The sequence below is a fragment of the Pseudomonas sp. JY-Q genome (genome assembly GCF_001655295.1).
Taxonomy (GTDB): domain Bacteria; phylum Pseudomonadota; class Gammaproteobacteria; order Pseudomonadales; family Pseudomonadaceae; genus Aquipseudomonas; species Aquipseudomonas alloputida.
Genome location: NZ_CP011525.1, coordinates 4,339,058 through 4,355,626, shown reverse-complemented (window position 1 = coordinate 4,355,626; position 16,569 = coordinate 4,339,058). Strand labels below are relative to the sequence as shown.

The 16,569-nt window shown below is 63.4% G+C and carries 15 protein-coding genes and 1 other RNA gene; 8 read left to right on the top strand and 8 right to left on the bottom strand.

Annotated features, from left to right (window positions below):
• The first annotated feature begins 69 nt into the window (after window positions 1–69).
• The 3 genes from zipA (at window position 70) to ffs (ending at window position 3,853) form a co-directional block, all read left to right on the top strand.
• The gene (gene zipA, locus AA098_RS19565) at window positions 70–963 is read left to right on the top strand and encodes a cell division protein ZipA (RefSeq protein WP_003254313.1); all 894 of its coding nucleotides are present in this window, start codon (window positions 70–72) and stop codon (window positions 961–963) included.
• Between the two features lie 237 nt (window positions 964–1,200).
• Window positions 1,201–3,531 carry an NAD-dependent DNA ligase LigA gene (ligA, locus tag AA098_RS19560; RefSeq protein ID WP_064614934.1) on the top strand — a complete coding sequence of 777 codons (2,331 nt, stop codon included), beginning with the start codon at window positions 1,201–1,203 and terminating at the stop codon, window positions 3,529–3,531.
• 225 nt (window positions 3,532–3,756) lie between these two features.
• An RNA gene (ffs, locus tag AA098_RS19555) (signal recognition particle sRNA small type) lies at window positions 3,757–3,853 on the top strand.
• Between the two features lie 28 nt (window positions 3,854–3,881).
• Here the strand turns inward: ffs and AA098_RS19550 are convergent.
• Window positions 3,882–4,301 (bottom strand): helix-turn-helix domain-containing protein, encoded by a 420-nt coding sequence (locus AA098_RS19550; protein ID WP_003254311.1) that lies wholly within the window; start codon window positions 4,299–4,301, stop codon window positions 3,882–3,884.
• Between the two features lie 83 nt (window positions 4,302–4,384).
• Here AA098_RS19550 and AA098_RS19545 point away from each other — a divergent pair, with 83 nt between their 5' ends.
• Both AA098_RS19545 and AA098_RS19540 read left to right on the top strand, forming a co-directional pair.
• Window positions 4,385–4,873 carry a DUF2938 domain-containing protein gene (locus AA098_RS19545; RefSeq protein ID WP_004577058.1) on the top strand — a complete coding sequence of 163 codons (489 nt, stop codon included), beginning with the start codon at window positions 4,385–4,387 and terminating at the stop codon, window positions 4,871–4,873.
• Window positions 4,874–5,230: 357 nt separating this feature from the next.
• Window positions 5,231–5,506: a hypothetical protein gene (locus AA098_RS19540; protein WP_033725979.1), complete on the top strand. Its 276-nt coding sequence runs from the start codon at window positions 5,231–5,233 to the stop codon at window positions 5,504–5,506.
• A gap of 178 nt (window positions 5,507–5,684) precedes the next feature.
• Here AA098_RS19540 and AA098_RS19535 read toward each other — a convergent pair whose 3' ends face one another.
• Entirely contained in the window at window positions 5,685–6,452 is a 768-nt protein-coding gene (locus AA098_RS19535; protein WP_054889511.1) for an ABC transporter substrate-binding protein, read from the bottom strand.
• 121 nt (window positions 6,453–6,573) lie between these two features.
• Here AA098_RS19535 and dnaX point away from each other — a divergent pair, with 121 nt between their 5' ends.
• The 3 genes from dnaX (at window position 6,574) to recR (ending at window position 9,946) form a co-directional block, all read left to right on the top strand.
• A complete protein-coding gene (dnaX, locus tag AA098_RS19530) occupies window positions 6,574–8,649 on the top strand; it encodes a DNA polymerase III subunit gamma/tau (RefSeq protein ID WP_064614933.1) in 2,076 nt (691 codons plus the stop codon).
• 63 nt (window positions 8,650–8,712) lie between these two features.
• A complete protein-coding gene (locus AA098_RS19525; protein ID WP_003254305.1) occupies window positions 8,713–9,048 on the top strand; it encodes a YbaB/EbfC family nucleoid-associated protein in 336 nt (111 codons plus the stop codon).
• A 295-nt stretch (window positions 9,049–9,343) separates the two neighbouring features.
• Entirely contained in the window at window positions 9,344–9,946 is a 603-nt protein-coding gene (gene recR, locus AA098_RS19520; protein ID WP_003254304.1) for a recombination mediator RecR, read from the top strand.
• Window positions 9,947–10,064: 118 nt separating this feature from the next.
• Here the strand turns inward: recR and AA098_RS19515 are convergent, their stop codons facing one another.
• From AA098_RS19515 to AA098_RS19490, 6 genes are all read right to left on the bottom strand, one after another.
• Window positions 10,065–10,613, bottom strand: coding sequence for an adenine phosphoribosyltransferase (locus AA098_RS19515; RefSeq protein WP_003254303.1), 549 nt, complete (start codon window positions 10,611–10,613; stop codon window positions 10,065–10,067).
• A 55-nt stretch (window positions 10,614–10,668) separates the two neighbouring features.
• Window positions 10,669–11,403 carry a Crp/Fnr family transcriptional regulator FnrA gene (gene fnrA, locus AA098_RS19510; RefSeq protein WP_003254301.1) on the bottom strand — a complete coding sequence of 245 codons (735 nt, stop codon included), beginning with the start codon at window positions 11,401–11,403 and terminating at the stop codon, window positions 10,669–10,671.
• 186 nt (window positions 11,404–11,589) lie between these two features.
• The gene (gene hemN, locus AA098_RS19505) at window positions 11,590–12,972 is read right to left on the bottom strand and encodes an oxygen-independent coproporphyrinogen III oxidase (protein WP_064614932.1); all 1,383 of its coding nucleotides are present in this window, start codon (window positions 12,970–12,972) and stop codon (window positions 11,590–11,592) included.
• A gap of 105 nt (window positions 12,973–13,077) precedes the next feature.
• The gene (locus tag AA098_RS19500) at window positions 13,078–13,797 is read right to left on the bottom strand and encodes a sulfite exporter TauE/SafE family protein (RefSeq protein ID WP_265181024.1); all 720 of its coding nucleotides are present in this window, start codon (window positions 13,795–13,797) and stop codon (window positions 13,078–13,080) included.
• Complete coding sequence (ccoS, locus tag AA098_RS19495; protein WP_003254296.1) at window positions 13,754–13,969, bottom strand: cbb3-type cytochrome oxidase assembly protein CcoS; 216 nt, start codon at window positions 13,967–13,969, stop codon at window positions 13,754–13,756. The genes AA098_RS19500 and ccoS overlap by 44 nt, the downstream gene beginning before the upstream one ends.
• Window positions 13,948–16,422, bottom strand: coding sequence for a heavy metal translocating P-type ATPase (locus tag AA098_RS19490; RefSeq protein WP_064614931.1), 2,475 nt, complete (start codon window positions 16,420–16,422; stop codon window positions 13,948–13,950). The genes ccoS and AA098_RS19490 overlap by 22 nt, the downstream gene beginning before the upstream one ends.
• Window positions 16,423–16,569 lie beyond the last annotated feature (147 nt).

Below are 16,569 nucleotides of genomic sequence, written 5' to 3'. Positions count from 1 at the left end.
TGGCGCCACGTGTTAAAGGGCTTTGAACCCTTTGTTTTCAAGCATATTTTTATAGAGGCACGGGATTACATGGAAATCGGTCTGCGCGAGTGGCTGATCCTCATCGGCATCATTGTTATCGCCGGGATTCTTTTCGACGGCTGGCGCCGCATGCGCGGCGGGAAAGGCAAGTTGAAATTCCGTCTGGATCGCAGTTATTCCAACCTGCCGGACGAAGAGGGTGGCAGTGCCGAAGTGCTCGGCCCGTCGCGAGTGCTCGATACCCACAAGGAGCCTGAGCTGGACGAAAGCGACTTGCCGTCGCTCAGCGCGTCTGCGCGTGATCGCGAGCGTGAGCCCAAGCCGGTCAAGGCCAGCAAGCGCGGCAAGCGTGCCAGTGCGGCTGCCGATGTGCAGCAGGGTGACCTGAACCTGAGCGCCGAGCAGCGCGAGCCCGACCTGTTTGCCGACAGCGATGACGACTTTGCCGCCGACAACAACCGTAGCAGCGGCGCAGCGCCTGCCAGCAGCAGCGTCAAGGAGTTGCCACCCGCCGAAGAGGTGCTGGTCATCAGCGTGATCTCCCGCGACGAGGGTGGCTTCAAGGGCCCGGCGCTGCTGCAGAACATCCTGGAAAGCGGCTTGCGCTTCGGCGAAATGGACATCTTCCACCGCCACGAGAGCATGGCCGGTCACGGCGAGGTGCTGTTCTCGATGGCCAACGCAGTCAAGCCTGGCGTGTTCGACCTGGACGACATCGATCACTTCAGCACTCGCGCTGTGAGCTTCTTCCTCGGTTTGCCGGGCCCGCGTCATCCGAAGCAGGCTTTCGACGTGATGGTTGCCGCGGCACGCAAGCTGGCCCACGAACTGAACGGTGAGCTCAAGGATGACCAGCGCAGCGTGCTGACTGCCCAGACCATCGAGCACTACCGCCAGCGTATCGTCGAGTTCGAGCGCCGTGCGCTGACCCAGAAACGCTGACAGATCCAGACGAAAGAGCAGCCTGAGGGCGTGCTGGCCGGTTCGGGTATCGTCGTTGCCTGTGCCGGCCTCTTCGCGGGTAAACCCGCTCCTACAGGTACATCACCGCCCTAGGGCATGTGACGCCCTTGTAGGAGCGGGTTTACCCGCGAAGAGGCCGGCACAGTCAACAGACACCTGATACCCCACGCACCACCCCCAAGCTGCTCTTTTGCTTTGCAAGAGAAGACAAATCCCATGACCGCCGAAACCCGTATCCTCGAACTGCGTGCCGAGCTCGATCAGCATAACTATCGCTACTACGTGCTCGACGAGCCCAGCGTGCCTGATGCCGAATACGACCGCCTGTTCAACGAGCTCAAGGCGCTGGAAGCCGAACACCCGCACCTGGTAACCCCCGACTCGCCCACCCAGCGCGTTGGCGGCGCTGCCTTGGCTGCGTTCAGCCAGGTGCGCCACGAAGTGCCCATGCTCAGCCTGGGCAACGCCTTTGAAGAAGCCGACCTGCGTGAGTTCGGTCGCCGTGTGGTAGAAGGCCTCGATCAGCCGGGTGCGGTCGACTACAGCTGCGAACCCAAGCTCGATGGCCTGGCCGTGAGCCTGCTGTACCGCGACGGACAGTTGGTGCAGGGCGCCACCCGGGGCGACGGCACCACTGGCGAAGACATCAGCGCCAACGTACGCACCGTGCGCAACATCCCGCTCAAGTTGCAGGGTAAGGGCTGGCCGGCAGTGCTGGAGGTGCGCGGCGAGGTGTACATGAGCAAGGCCGGTTTCGACCGGCTCAATGCCGCCCAGGCCGAGGCCGGTGGCAAGACCTTCGCCAACCCGCGCAATGCCGCTGCTGGCAGCTTGCGCCAGCTGGACTCGAAAATCACCGCCAGCCGCCCACTGGAGTTCTGCTGCTATGGCGTCGGCCAGTTGTCCGAAAGCATCGGCGACAGCCACATCGGCATCCTCGAGCAACTCAAGGCCTGGGGCCTGCCGATCAGCCGCGAGCTCAAGCATGCGGCGGGCATCGAAGAATGCCTGGCCTACTACCGCGACATTGGCGAGCGGCGTAACAGCCTGCCGTATGAGATCGACGGTGTAGTGTTCAAGGTCAACAGCCTGGCCGCCCAGCGCGAGCTGGGCTTCCGCGCCCGTGAGCCGCGCTGGGCGATTGCCCACAAGTTCCCGGCCATGGAAGAGCTGACCGAGGTGCTGGACGTTGAGTTCCAGGTTGGCCGTACGGGTGCCGTAACGCCTGTGGCGCGGCTGAAGCCGGTCAAGGTGGCCGGTGTGACCGTGTCCAACGCCACCTTGCACAACATGGACGAAATCGCCCGCCTGGGCCTGCGCATCGGCGACACGGTGATCATTCGCAGGGCCGGCGACGTGATCCCGCAGGTGATGCAGGTGGTGCTGGAGCGCCGTCCGCAAAACGCCCGCCCGGTAGAAGTGCCAAGCGAGTGCCCGGTGTGTGGTTCGCAGGTCGAGCGCACCCAGCTGGTCAAACGCAGCAAGGGCAAGGAAACCACCAGCGAAGGTGCGGTGTACCGCTGCGTCGGCCGCCTGGCCTGTGGCGCGCAGCTCAAGCAGGCGATCATTCATTATGTGTCGCGCCGTGCCATGGACATCGACGGCCTGGGTGAGAAGAGTGTCGAGCAGTTGGTGGATGAAGGCCTGATCGGCTCGCCGGCTGACCTGTACAAGCTGCAGTTCGAGCAGGTCGTCGGCCTTGAAGGCTTTGCCGAGGTGTCGACCCAGAAGCTGCTGGATGCCATTGAAGCCAGCAAGCGCCCGAGCCTGGCGCGCTTCATCTACGCGCTGGGCATCCCGGATGTCGGCGAGGAGACTGCCAAGGTGCTGGCCCGCTCGCTGGGCAGCCTGGCGCGCGTGCAGCAGGCATTGCCGCAGGTGCTGACCTATTTGCCGGACATCGGTCTCGAAGTGGCCTACGAGATCCACAATTTCTTTGAAGACGAGCACAACCAGAAGGTTATCCAGCAGCTGCTCGACAGCGGTATGCAGTTGCAGGACGAAGGTGAGCTGGCTGCCGAATTTGCCGCCAGCACCACCTTGGCCGGGATGATCGCCAAGCTCGACATTGCCTCCGTCGGCCCGACCGGTGCCGAGAAGTTGGTGGCCAAGCTCGACAGCCTGGACAAGATCATCGCCGCCGACGGCATTGACCTGCGCCAGGCCCTGGCGGCCAAGCAGGCCGACGCAGTGCGTGAGTTCTTCAAGGATGAAGCAAACCAGAAACTGGCCCGGGACATCGAAGCGCAGTTGCTGGCGTTCGGCATGCACTGGAGCAGCGAGAAGAAGGTGGCCGAAGGCTTGCCGCTGGCCGGCCAGACCTGGGTGCTGACCGGTACGCTGGAGCGCATGAGCCGCGACATTGCCAAGGACAAGCTGGAAAGCCTGGGGGCCAAGGTTGCCGGTTCCGTTTCCGGCAAGACCCACTGCGTGGTGGCAGGGCCGGGGGCAGGTTCCAAGCTGGCCAAGGCTGCTGAGCTGGGTGTGAAGGTACTGGACGAAGATGCCTTCGTCACATTCCTGGCCGAACAGGGCATAGCGGTCTAGGCATCCGTGCCCCCCTGTGGGGGGCAACTGCCTTGCTCAAAACTCGAAAAGCCTGCGCGGTCCCCCGTAGGAGCGGGTTTACCCGCGAAGAGGCCCGTCCAGGCCGTCTCGCCCCTGACAAGTCATTGAGAAATGATGACTTTTTCTGCCGCAGTGGTTGTATCTGCCCCAAAGACCGGTACAATGGCGCCACTCGCTGCTCAGCGAGGCATGTAGTGGTGGCCCCATCGGTCCCCCCGCATTGATTACCCGTTAACCTGGTCAGGCCCGGAAGGGAGCAGCCATAGCGGGAACATCGAGTGCCGGGGTGTGGCTGGTGGGGCCGCCTCCATTTCTGGGGTCGGAAAACCTCAATCTGTAACGAACGTCTTCGTTCTTTTCTGCTTTTCGCCCAATGCTCCTGCCGCCGACAGCTTCATCAGCTGCTGGAATTTCGGGCATGTCAGATGATCTTTCTCAGGGCATTGCGCGGCATGCCGCAACCCCTTGCTCATCGCCTGCAAGCGCTTGATCCGCGCATCCAGCTCGTCCGCCTTTGCTATCAGCATCTGCCTGTCGACCTGCAGGTCCACCAGCATCGCCCCCACTTCATCCAGCGAAAACCCCGCAGCCTGCCCCAGGGCGATCAGCGCCAGCCTGTCCGCCACATCGGCTGCAAACTGTCGACGCTGACCGTGCCCGGCAAGCGACTTGAGCAAGCCTTTCTTCTCGTAGTAACGCAGTGTCGATGCAGGTACGCCTGTGCGTTTGGCGACGTCGGCAATGTCCATTTCGGGCCCTTGACTTGAAGTTGACTTCAACTTCTATGCTGCGCGGCATGGGTAATGACCGTCAACTTTCGAGGGCTTGTTCAATGACGTTTACTGCGATGTTTTTAGCTGCATTGCCGATTGGCATAGGTGCCACTGTAGTGATGGACCTGTGGGGGCTGCTGCTGAGGCGGTTGGGTGTGGCAACGCTGAACTTTGCCATGGTCGGGCGTTGGGCGGGGCACTTGCTAGGTGGGCGTGTTTCGCACCAAGCGATTGCCAAAGCGGAACCGGTGCGAAATGAGTTGGCGTGGGGATGGGTGATTCACTACGCCACCGGCGTGCTTTTCGCGATGCTGCTGCTTGTGATCGTAGGGGAGGGCTGGTTGCGGTCGCCTACTCTTTTACCTGCAGTAGTTGTGGGTGTGGGTACAGTCGTGGCGCCGTTTTGCCTCATGCAGCCGGCGATGGGGGCAGGGTTCTTTGCGTCCAGAACGCCGACACCTGCGCGGAACTGTCTGAAGAGCCTGGCCACGCATTTTGTGTTTGGTGTGGGGTTGTTCTTGAGTGCGTATTTACGGGCTTTGGTGTGAAGACAGGGAGCCCGATAACAGTAAGCACATGATCAGAGTGCCCACTTTAAGATAGGTCTGATAACAGTCTAGGAAAGCCCCTACACGTCAGGCAGGCATAGCGAATTATCCTACGTGTTCCGTCGACTCCCGTCTGATTGTCCCGGTCAACCTCGCCCACTAGGCTTTCGCGGTCGCTGTCAGTTCAGCGATCGGGTGTGGAAGCCTGGGTGGTTTGGCGGCTGTCGATATGACGGTTGTGCGTGGGAGGCCTTCGGGCCTGCCGGGTTTGCCATACCCCTGGTCTTCCACCCCGCGTACAACTGTCACCCTAAGTGTGGAAGCGAAAGGGTGCTCTCAGCCCGGTATGGTGAACTCATGAAAAAACGGGTCCCCGATCCGCCCCACGTCTTCGATCTTCCCCAAGGCAAATCCCTTTCCCGCGCGATCAGCGAAGGCATCGTCCCGATGGAGTTCGCGTTGATGAATGTTTCCCACTACCTGATGTTCGCCTACAGCGATAGCCGGCGGGCGCTTGAGCGTATTCAGGACGAAGAAACCAGGCAGTTGTTGGAGCATGGTTTGCGGGCCATGCAGATTGCCTGGGGGCAGGCGGATGCTGTGGCATTGGCGTTTGAGCGGAGAAGCCATTGATTCCGGCCTTGGAGCAAGTAGAGATTGCAGGGATAGCGAATAACCCTGTGGGAGCGGATTCACCCGCGAAGCAGGCGACGCGGTGGATGGCACCGGCTTCGCCGGTGTTCGCGGATGAACCCGCTCCCACAAGGGGCGCGCAAGCTTTGCGAGGGTTTGCCTTCCATCAGGCTACTGGCTAGGGCTGGGTCAGCGACATAGAGCCGGAGTCGCTCACCCTTCCATACCGCTGCAAAATCCGCTCGATCTCCCCCGACTGCTTCATCCTTACCAACGCCCGCAACAGCCCTTGTGTCGGTATCGCCGGATCGTTGCGCACCATGCACCCCAAATCCTGTTCGTCCAGCACTGCCAGCGCTTGCAATTGCTGCTCCGCTGGCAACCCTTGGTTGAACCACTGCAACGACAACTGATTGCTCACCGCATGGCGATACCGGCCTGCCTGCAGCTTTTGCAGCACCAGCAACTGGCTGCGGCTGTCCTCACGGTGCAGCTGGCCGTGGTCCAGCAGCGGTTGCAGGGTTGAATAGGTGTAGCCAAGCACCGTGCCGATCGCCTGGGGTGGCAGTTGCTCCGGGGATATCGGGTTGCTGTCGCCGGCGCGGCCAACCAGTACGTCACGCTGATGAATCAGCGGGATACTCCACACAAAATCCCTTGGGCGGTCGTTGAGCCATTGGGTACTGACGTAGCAACGGACATCAATGTCGCCGCTGCTCATGGCCTCCTCCAGGCGCAGGCGGGCCATGACATGGAACTCGGGGCGAGCGCCCACTTGCCTGGCAACGGCTTGCATCAGGTCGTAAAGCAATCCCTCCACTGGCTGATCGCCTTCGATGCGTACCAGCGGCATGCTCCAGCTCTCGGCGACGGAAAAGCGCAGCACCGGCTGGTCAGCCAGGCTGTTTGTAGACCACAGCAGTAACAGGGCCAGCAGTCTTCGCAAAGGCACTCCTCCCTGGACAATGCGCCATTCCAAGCTTAGACGAGTTGCGCAGGGTGCAATTTTGCCCCCGCTCCGCTAGCATTAGCGATCTTCCGCTCGATCAGGCTACGATGGTTTTTCGATGAGTTATCAGGTTCTTGCACGAAAATGGCGTCCGCGCTCGTTCCGCGAAATGGTCGGCCAGACCCATGTGCTCAAGGCCTTGATCAATGCCTTGGACAACCAGCGCCTGCACCATGCCTACCTGTTCACCGGTACCCGCGGCGTGGGCAAGACGACCATCGCCCGTATTATCGCCAAGTGCCTGAACTGTGAAACCGGCATCACCTCCACGCCCTGTGGCACCTGTTCGGTGTGCCGTGAAATCGACGAAGGCCGTTTCGTCGACCTGATCGAGATCGACGCCGCCAGCCGTACCAAGGTCGAGGACACTCGCGAACTGCTCGATAACGTGCAGTACGCCCCCAGCCGTGGGCGCTTCAAGGTCTACCTGATCGACGAAGTGCACATGCTCTCGACCCACTCGTTCAACGCCTTGCTCAAGACGCTGGAAGAGCCGCCGCCCTACGTCAAGTTCATCCTCGCCACCACCGACCCGCAGAAGCTGCCGGCCACCATCCTGTCGCGCTGCCTGCAGTTCTCGTTGAAGAACATGAGCCCGGAGCGGGTGGTGGAGCACCTCAGCCACGTACTGGCCGCCGAGAACGTGCCGTTCGAGGAGGATGCCCTGTGGCTGCTGGGCCGTGCCGCCGATGGTTCCATGCGCGATGCCATGAGCCTGACCGACCAGGCCATCGCCTTTGGTGAAGGCAAGGTACTCGCTGCCGATGTACGTGCCATGTTGGGTAGCCTCGACCATGGCCAGGTGTATGGGGTCTTGCAGGCACTGCTCGAAGGCGATGCCAGGGCTTTGCTGGAGGCCGTGCGTAACCTGGCCGAGCAAGGGCCGGACTGGTCGGGCGTTCTGGCCGAAATGCTCAATGTGCTGCACCGTGTAGCCATTGCCCAGGCGCTGCCCGAAGCGGTAGACAACGGCCAGGGTGATCGCGAGCGGGTATTGGCGCTGGCTTCGGCGCTGCCGGCCGAGGATGTGCAGTTCTATTATCAGATGGGCCTGATAGGCCGCCGTGACCTGCCCCTTGCGCCGGACCCGCGCGGTGGCTTCGAGATGGTGCTGCTGCGCATGCTGGCGTTCCGCCCGGCAGACACGGACGATGCACCGAAGCCGGTGCTAAAGCCAACGGGGATCAGCCAGGCCACAGCTGATCCTGCAGGGCAGGTGGCAGCCGCGGCGCCGGTCGCGCTTTCATCGCCTGTCGCGGCTGTGCCGGCGGAGCCTGTTGCGCAAGCCCCGCAGCTGGAGGTGCCTGCACCCGCGACGGCTGATCATGAACCGGAGGCCGAGGCAGATGTTGAGCTGAAGGCCGAAGCCGAGGCCATCTCCGTACCTGAGCCTGTTGCCGAAGTGGTCGACTTGCCGTGGGAAGAGCCTGCCGTTGCGCCCGCGCCGTTAGCGGCTGAACTCGCGCCCGAACCGGCACCCGAGCCCGAGCCTGTTGCCCCGGTGGCGCCCCCACAGGCCACCCCGGCACACGACGAGCCGCCTTTCGACCCGTCTGCCTACGCTGCCGTGGGGATGGAGCGCGACGATGAGCCGCCGCTTGACGAAGACTACTACGGTGGCGAAAGCGACCCGGCAGGCTTCAGCTACCTGGACGAGCTGGCCGAGCATGTTCAGGAAGATGTGTCCAAACCGGCGGCCGAACCGTTGCCGGCAGCCAAACCAGCCACCGGTCTGGCCCTGCAATGGCTGGAATTATTCCCACAGTTGCCTGTGTCCGGGATGACAGGCAACATCGCGGCAAACTGTACGTTGATTGCCGCCGATGGCGACGACTGGTTGCTGCATCTGGACCCGGGCCAGGGTGCGTTGTTCAACGCCACCCAGCAGCGGCGCCTGAACGAAGCGCTCAACCAGCACTTGGGGCGCACGCTGAACCTGCGCATCGAGCTGATCCTGCCCGAGCAGGAAACCCCGGCTCAGGCCGCAGCGCGCAAGCGTGCCGAGCGTCAGCAGGACGCCGTCGCGTCGATCGAGCAGGATCCGTTGATCCAGCAGATGATCAAGTTGTTCGGCGCCAAGGTGCGGCAGGATACTATTGAGCCTGTAGAAGCCCTGGTCAGTCAGGGCCAGTAACGGATAACCATGCGGCTGGCCCGGTGCCGGGCCGCATCACATGACCCAATCGAGGTATACCCCATGATGAAAGGTGGCATGGCCGGCCTGATGAAGCAGGCCCAGCAGATGCAGGAAAAAATGCAGAAGATGCAGGAAGAACTGGCCAACGCCGAAGTCACCGGTCAGTCCGGTGGCGGTCTGGTGAGCGTGGTGATGACCGGTCGTCATGACGTCAAGCGCGTCAGCATCGACCAGAGTCTGATGTCGACTGATGAAGATGACAAGGAAGTACTGGAAGACCTCATTGCCGCTGCGCTGAACGACGCCGTGCGCAAGGTTGAGCAAAGCAGCCAGGAAAAGATGGGCGGCATGACCGCCGGCATGCAGCTGCCGCCAGGCTTCAAGATGCCGTTCTAAGGCATTGAGGTACTCAAAAACGCCGCTGATATCAGCGGCGTTTTTTTTTGCGTAGATTTCACCCGGCTGCGGTCTGCTCTTTATGTGGGGGCGGCCTTGTGTCGCGAAAGGGGCGCGAAGCGGCCCCCGGATTCCAGCTTTGCAGCATAGAGTGCCGGGGCTGCTTCGCAGCCCTTTCGCAACACAAGGCCGCTCCCACAAAAAAGCAGACCTTGCAGGCTTTGGGCGAGGTGATTTGACGCCACCGCCCCCGCTGGGTATAAACCGCCTCTTATTGAATTGTCAGGCCTTTCCCATGAGCTTCAGCCCCCTCATCCGCCAACTGATCGACGGCCTGCGCATCTTGCCAGGCGTTGGCCAGAAAACCGCCCAGCGCATGGCCCTGCAACTGCTCGAGCGCGACCGCAGTGGCGGGCTGCGCCTGGCTCAGGCCTTGACCCAGGCCATGGAAGGGGTAGGGCATTGCCGCCAGTGTCGCACCCTCACCGAGCAGGAACTGTGCCCGCAGTGCGCCGACCCGCGCCGTGACGACACCCAGCTGTGCGTGGTCGAGGGGCCGACCGATGTGTATGCGGTGGAGCAGACGGGCTACCGTGGCCGTTACTTCGTGCTCAAGGGGCACCTGTCGCCGTTGGATGGCCTGGGGCCTGAGGCGATCGGTATTCCGCAGCTGATGGCGCGGATCGAAGAGCAGGGCACCTTTACCGAGGTGATCCTGGCGACCAACCCGACGGTGGAGGGGGAGGCGACGGCGCATTACATTGCCCAGTTGCTGAGCGAGAAAGGCTTGGTGGCGTCTCGCATTGCCCATGGTGTGCCGCTGGGCGGTGAGCTGGAGATGGTGGACGGTGGTACCTTGGCCCATGCCTTTGCAGGGCGCCGGCCCATTTCGCTCTGATTCATTGGGGCCGCTTGGCGGCCCATTCGCGGGTAAACCCGCGGCTACAAAAAATGCGCGGCCTTTGTAGGCGCGGGTTTACCCGCTGATGGGCTGCAAAGCAGCCCCAAAAGCCAACTCAGTACTCGCTGAGGGAAAACTCGGTCAGGCAGAAGGTAGGCACCCCGGCCGCCTGCAACCGGCGCGACCCGTCCAGTTCCGGCAGGTCGATGATCGCTGCCGCCTCGAACACCTGCGCCCCAGTACGACGCACCAGGTTGGCCGCCGCCAGCAGCGTACCGCCAGTAGCAATCAGGTCATCGAAGATCAGCACCGAGTCGCCTTCACACAGGCTGTCGGCATGCACTTCCAGGAAGGCCTCGCCGTACTCGGTCTGGTAACCCTCGCTCAACACGTCGGCCGGCAGCTTGCCCTGCTTGCGGAACAGGATCAGCGGCTTGTTCAGCTGGTGGGCGATGATCGAGCCGATCAGGAAACCCCGCGCGTCCATGGCGCCGATGTGGCTGAATTCAGCCTCGACATAGCGCTCGATGAACTGATCGGCCACATAGCGCAGCCCGCGTGGCGACTGGAACAACGGGGTAATGTCGCGGAAGATCACACCCGGTTTGGGGAAGTCCACTACCGGGCGGATCAGGGCTTTGAGGTCGAAGGCTTCGCTGTGCATTGTTGCGGGTATCCTGGGAAAACGAATGCCCAAGTATACCCGCTAAAGACCAGCGTCAGGCCTCGATTGCACCACCGGCCAGCGCGCACAGCTGGATCGGGTCGAGGATGTGCACTTCCTTGCCCTCGGCGCGCAGCAGGCCGTTCTGCTGGAAGCGGGTGAACACCCGCGACACGGTTTCTACCGCCAGGCCAAGGTAATTGCCGATTTCGTTGCGCGACATGCTCAGGCGGAACTGATTGGCCGAATAGCCGCGGGCGCGGAAGCGCGCCGACAGGTTGACCAGGAAAGTGGCAATGCGCTCGTCGGCGGTCTTTTTCGACAGCAGCAGCATCATTTGCTGGTCGTCGCGGATTTCGCGGCTCATTACCCGCATCAGCTGGCGGCGTAGCTGTGGCAGTTGTACCGACAGCTCGTCCAGCCGCTCGAAGGGGATTTCACACACCGAAGTGGTTTCCTGGGCCTGGGCCGATACCGGGTAGGCCTCGGTATCCATGCCTGACAGGCCGACCAGTTCGCTGGGCAGGTGAAAGCCTGTGATCTGCTCTTCGCCGCTGTCGCTGAGGCTGAAGGTTTTCAGGGCCCCGGACCGTACTGCGTAGACCGAGCCAAAACTGTCACCCTGGCGGAACAGAAACTCGCCTTTCTTGAGCGGCCGCCCGCGTTTGACGATTTCATCCAGTGCGTCCATGTCTTCCAGGTTCAGCGAAAGAGGCAGGCACAGGGGGGCCAGGCTGCAATCCTTGCAATGGGCCTGGTTGTGTGGGCGCAGTTTGACTGGCTCGGACATTTGAATCGATCCTTGTGGGAAAGCACACATAAGTCGTAAGGGTAACTCACGACACAGGGTGTAGGCCAGTGTGCGCGGTGATGGTGCGCGCTGGCGAAACCCCGGCAGGTGGCCTGCCGGGAGTCCTTGTGTGCTCATAGTGTGCCTGACAAGGAAGCTTGTCCATGCGGTTGAACGCCTTGTTTTTCAGATCACCCGCGAAAAACGCTGGCGGTTGTGCATCGCCAGATAGGCGTCGAACACCATGCATACCGAGCGCGCCAGCAGCCGGCCGGCGGGCAGGATGCGAATGCCCTTGTCGTCCAGGCTGATCAGGCCGTCGCGCTGCAAGGTCAGCAGCTCGGGCCAGAGGTCGTTGAAGTAACCGCGAAAATCCAGGGTGAAAGCCTGTTCGATGGGTTCGAAATCCAGCTCGAAATGGCAGATCAGTTGCTGGATCACTGCCCGGCGTATGCGGTCGTCGTGGTTGCACAGCAAGCCGCGCTGGGTGGCCAGCAGGGCGTTGGACAGGCTGTCCTGGTAGGTGTTGAGGTCACTGCTGTTCTGGCAGTACAGGTCGCCGATCTGGCTGATCGCCGACACGCCCAGGCCAATCAGGTCGCAGTGCCCGTGGGTGGTGTAGCCCTGGAAGTTGCGCTGCAAGGTGCCTTCTTCCTGGGCAATGGCCAGTTCGTCGTCGGGCAGGGCGAAGTGGTCCATGCCGATGTAGCGGTAACCGGCGGCGGTCAGTTGGTCGATGGTGGCGTGCAGCATCTCCAGCTTGGCGGCCGCGCTGGGCAGATCGTTGCTGTCGATGCGCCGTTGCGGCATGAAGCGCTCGGGAAGGTGGGCATAGTTGAACACCGACAGGCGGTCGGGCTGCAGGCGGATCACTTCTTCCACGGTGCGGGCAAAGCCTTCCGGGGTTTGCTTGGGCAGGCCGTAGATCAAGTCGAGGTTGACCGAGCGAAACTGCAGCGTGCGCGCAGCCTCGATCAAGGTGCGGGTCTGTTCCAGGCTCTGCAGGCGGTTGATCGCGCGCTGCACGGCCGGGTCGAGGTCCTGCACGCCAAGGCTGACGCGGTTGAAGCCCAGTTCGCGAAGCAGGCCCATGGTCGACCAGTCGGCTTCGCGAGGGTCGATCTCGATGCCGTAGTCGCCGGAATCGTCGTCCAGCAGGTGGAAGTGCTGGCGCAGGGTGGCCATCAGCTGGCGCAGTTCCACATGGCTGAGGAAGGTCGGTGTGCCGCCGCCAAAATGCAGCTGTTCAACACGTTGTTTAGGGTCCAGGTGGCAGGCGATCAGCTGGATTTCCTGCTCCAGGCGCTGCAGGTAGGGCGCGGCGCGCGCACGGTCTTTGGTGATGACCTTGTTGCAGGCGCAGTAGTAGCAGATGTTGGCGCAGAACGGCACATGCACGTACAGCGACAGCGGGCGCACGGCCCGTCGGCTCTCGCGCAGGGCGTTGAGCAGGTCGAACGAACCCACCTCGCTGTGCAGTTGCACGGCGGTTGGGTAAGAGGTGTAGCGTGGCCCGGCGAGATCGTAGCGGCGGATCAGGTCGGTATCCCAACGGAGGTCGTCGAGCATGAGGGTAGTCCCCGGAAAGAGCAGCAGTGCACCGGAGTCTATGGCCGTCTGTAGGAAACTGTGTTGATTTGTATCAAGGGCATTGGGGCTGCTTTGCAGCCCCCGTCAATGCCCCATCAGCCAGTGCTGGTGTGGGCCCGGCAGAGTCCAGACACCGAATAGCATCACCAGCACACCGCCCGCCACGCGCACGCTGCGTCGCCGCAACAGGGCGTTTACCCGTTCGGCTGCCAGCCCGGTTGCCAGCAACACCGGCCAGGTGCCCAACCCGAACGCGAGCATCAATACCGCGCTGTACCCTGCGTTGCCCTGGCTGGCGGCCCACAGCAGGGTGCTGTACACCAAACCGCACGGCAGCCAGCCCCACAAGGCGCCCAGCAGCAGCGCCCGGGGCAGGCTGGACACCGGCAGCAAGCGCGACGCCATCGGCTGGATATGCCGCCACAACCCGCGGCCCAGCGCCTCGATACGGGTCAGCCCGCTCCACCAGCCGGCCAGGTACAGGCCCATGGCAATCAGCAGCAGCGCTGCAGCCACCCGCAGCGCCAGCGCTGCCGGGCTGCTGGCCACGGCCCAGCCGGCCAGGCCCAGCAACAGGCCGGCGCAGGCATAGCTGAAAATGCGCCCCAGGTTGTACGCCAGCAACAGGCGCAGGCGCTTGCCGCGTTGTTCGGGGGGGATGGCCAAGGTCAGTGCGCCCATCAGGCCACCGCACATGCCCAGGCAGTGACCGCCCCCTAGCAGGCCAAGGACCAGTGCCGAGCCCAGCAGCGCAAGCAGGTCAGGCACGGGGCGGTGGTTCCTTGTCGGTGTCGGCCGGGGCATCGTCAAGCTTCACTGCCGCCTGGTGGCGCGGGTCCTGATCGTCGAACAGGATGCTGTGGGCGGGGCCTTCAAGGTCATCGTACTGACCGCTGTCGACCGCCCAGAAGAAGATGTACACGGCCACGCCGACCAGCAGCAGGGCTGCCGGGATCATGACATAGAGGGCGGGCATGGCGACTTCCTCCCGGGTAAAGGGGCTTCGTGGGGCAGCGGGCCCGAGGCCACTGGCATACGGGTCAGGCGCAAGGCATTGAGCACCACGATCAGCGAGCTGACCGACATGCCGATGGCGGCCCACACCGGCGTGATCCAGCCGAGCGCGGCGAACGGCAACATCAGGCCATTATACAGGGTCGCCCACAGCAGGTTCTCGAGGATGTTGCGGCGGGTGCGGCGGGCCAGCTCGAACGCCTGCACCAGCGCTTGCAGGCGGTTGGACAGCAAGACGGCGTCGGCACTGGTCTTGGCCAGGTCGGTGGCGCTGCCCATGGCGATGCTGATATCGGCGGCGGCCAGTACCGGTACATCGTTGACCCCGTCGCCGAGCATCAGCACCTTGCGCCCGTCAGCCTGCAGGGCTTTCAGGCGGTCCAGTTTGTCATCCGGGCGCAGGCCGCCTATGGCCTGCTCGATACCCAGCTGCGCGGCCACTTCGGCAACCATCGGCGAGCTGTCGCCCGACAGCAGCAGGGTGTGCCAGCCCCGCGCCTTGCAGGCAGCGAGCAGGGCCGGGGCATCGTCGCGCAGGCGGTCATCCAGGCCGAACCAGGCCAGTGGCCCCTGGCGGTCGCCCAGCAGCAGCCACTGGCCGCGAGGCTCGGGCACAGCGGGGATTTCCGCACCACTCAAGGCGCAGACGAAGGTAGCCTGACCAATGCGCAGGCGCTGGCCGTCGACCAGCCCCTCCAGGCCCAGGCCGGGTACGCTCTGTACGTCATCGGCAGGCGTGGCGGTACGACCAAAGGCGCGAGCGATGGGGTGTTCGGAGCGGTTTTCCAGCGCCGCGGCCAGGGCCAGGCAGCGGTCGGCGGCCTGGCTGCCGAGCGGGCGGATGCTGCGCAAGGTCAGGCGGCCTTCGGTCAGTGTGCCGGTCTTGTCGAAAATCACCGTGTCGATGTGGTTCAGGCCTTCCAGCACGTGGCCGCGGGTGACCAGCAGGCCAAGCTTGTGCAGGGTTCCGGTGGCGGCGGTCAATGCGGTTGGCGTAGCCAAAGACAGGGCACAAGGGCAGGTGGCCACGAGCATGGCCAGCACGATCCAGAACGCCCGTGCCGGATCCAGGTGCCACCACCACAGGCCGATGGCTACCGAGGCCAGTAACGAGAACAGCAGGAACCACTGCGAGGCGCGATCGGCGATTTCCGCCAGGCGCGGTTTTTCGGTCTGGGCGCGTTCCAGCAGGCGGACGATGGCCGACAAGCGTGAGTCATGGCCGAGGGCTTCCACTTCCACATTCAGCGCGCTTTCAACGTTCAGCGTACCGCCAGTGACCCGCTCACCCACCCGGCGTGGTTGCGGCAGATACTCGCCGGTCAGCAGCGATTCGTCGACGCTGGAGCGGCCCTCGACGATGCGCCCGTCGGCAGGGATGACCGCGCCGGGCAGCACCTGCACGGTGTCGCCGCACTGTAACTCGCTGAGCAGGATGCGTTCGCTGCGCCCGATGGCGTCCAGGCGCAGGCATGAGGCGGGCAGCAGGTTGACCAACTGCGCAGTGGCCGCCGCTGTGCGCTCGCGGGCGCGGCGCTCCAGGTAGCGGCCGGTCAGCAGGAACAGGGCGAACATGCCCACCGTGTCGAAATAAAGCTCACCGCTGCCAGTGATGGCTGTCCAGATGCCGGCGCCGAACGCCAGGCCAATGGCCAGCGACACCGAAACGTCCATGGTCAGGTGGCGCGTTCGCAAGTCGCGCGCCGCGCCCTTGAAGAAGGGCGCGCAGCTGTAGAACACGATGGGAATGGTCAGGAACAGCGCCACCCAGCGCAGGATCGTGTGCAACTCGGGTGTCAGGTCGATGTTGAATTCCGGCCAAGTGGCCATGGTCGCCATCATCGCCTGGAACCACAGCAGCCCGGCCACGCCCAGGCGGCGTAGGGCGCTGCGGTTTTCCCGGGCCAATTGCTCGGCGGCCTGGTCAGGCTGGTAGGGGTGGGCGGCGTAGCCGATCTGGCGAAGTTCGGCGAGCAGGCGCGACAGCGGCAGCTGCTTGTCGTCCCAGTTCAGCGCCAGGCGGTGGTTGGACAGGTTCAACCGGGCTTCGGCGACACCGGGCAGGTTGCGCAAGTGCTTTTCGATCAGCCAGCCGCAGGCGGCGCAGCTGATGCCCTCGACAAGCAAGGTGGTTTCGGCCAGCTCGCCCTGGTGGCGGACGAAGGTTTGCTGCACGTCGCTGCGGTCGTACAGGGCCAGTTCGTCCTGCAGTTGCTTGGGCAGGGCTTCGGGGTTGGCGCTGTTGTCGCTGCGGTGCTGGTAGTAATGTTCCAGGCCACCCGCGACGATCGACTCAGCCACCGCCTGGCAACCGGGGCAGCAGAACTGCCGCGGCTGGCCGAGGACCACGGCGGTGAAGCGGCTGCCGGCCGGGACGGGCAGGGCGCAGTGGTAGCAGGGGGTGGGCTGGGTCATTTTGGAACAGTCTTATGTCGTGAGATCGCCGGGGCTGCTTCGCCGCCCTTTCGCGACGCAAGGCCGCCCCCACAGAAGCATGCGTTCTCCTGTGGGAGCGGCCTTGCGTCGCGAAAGGGGCGCAAAGCGCCCCCATTCATACCAGGA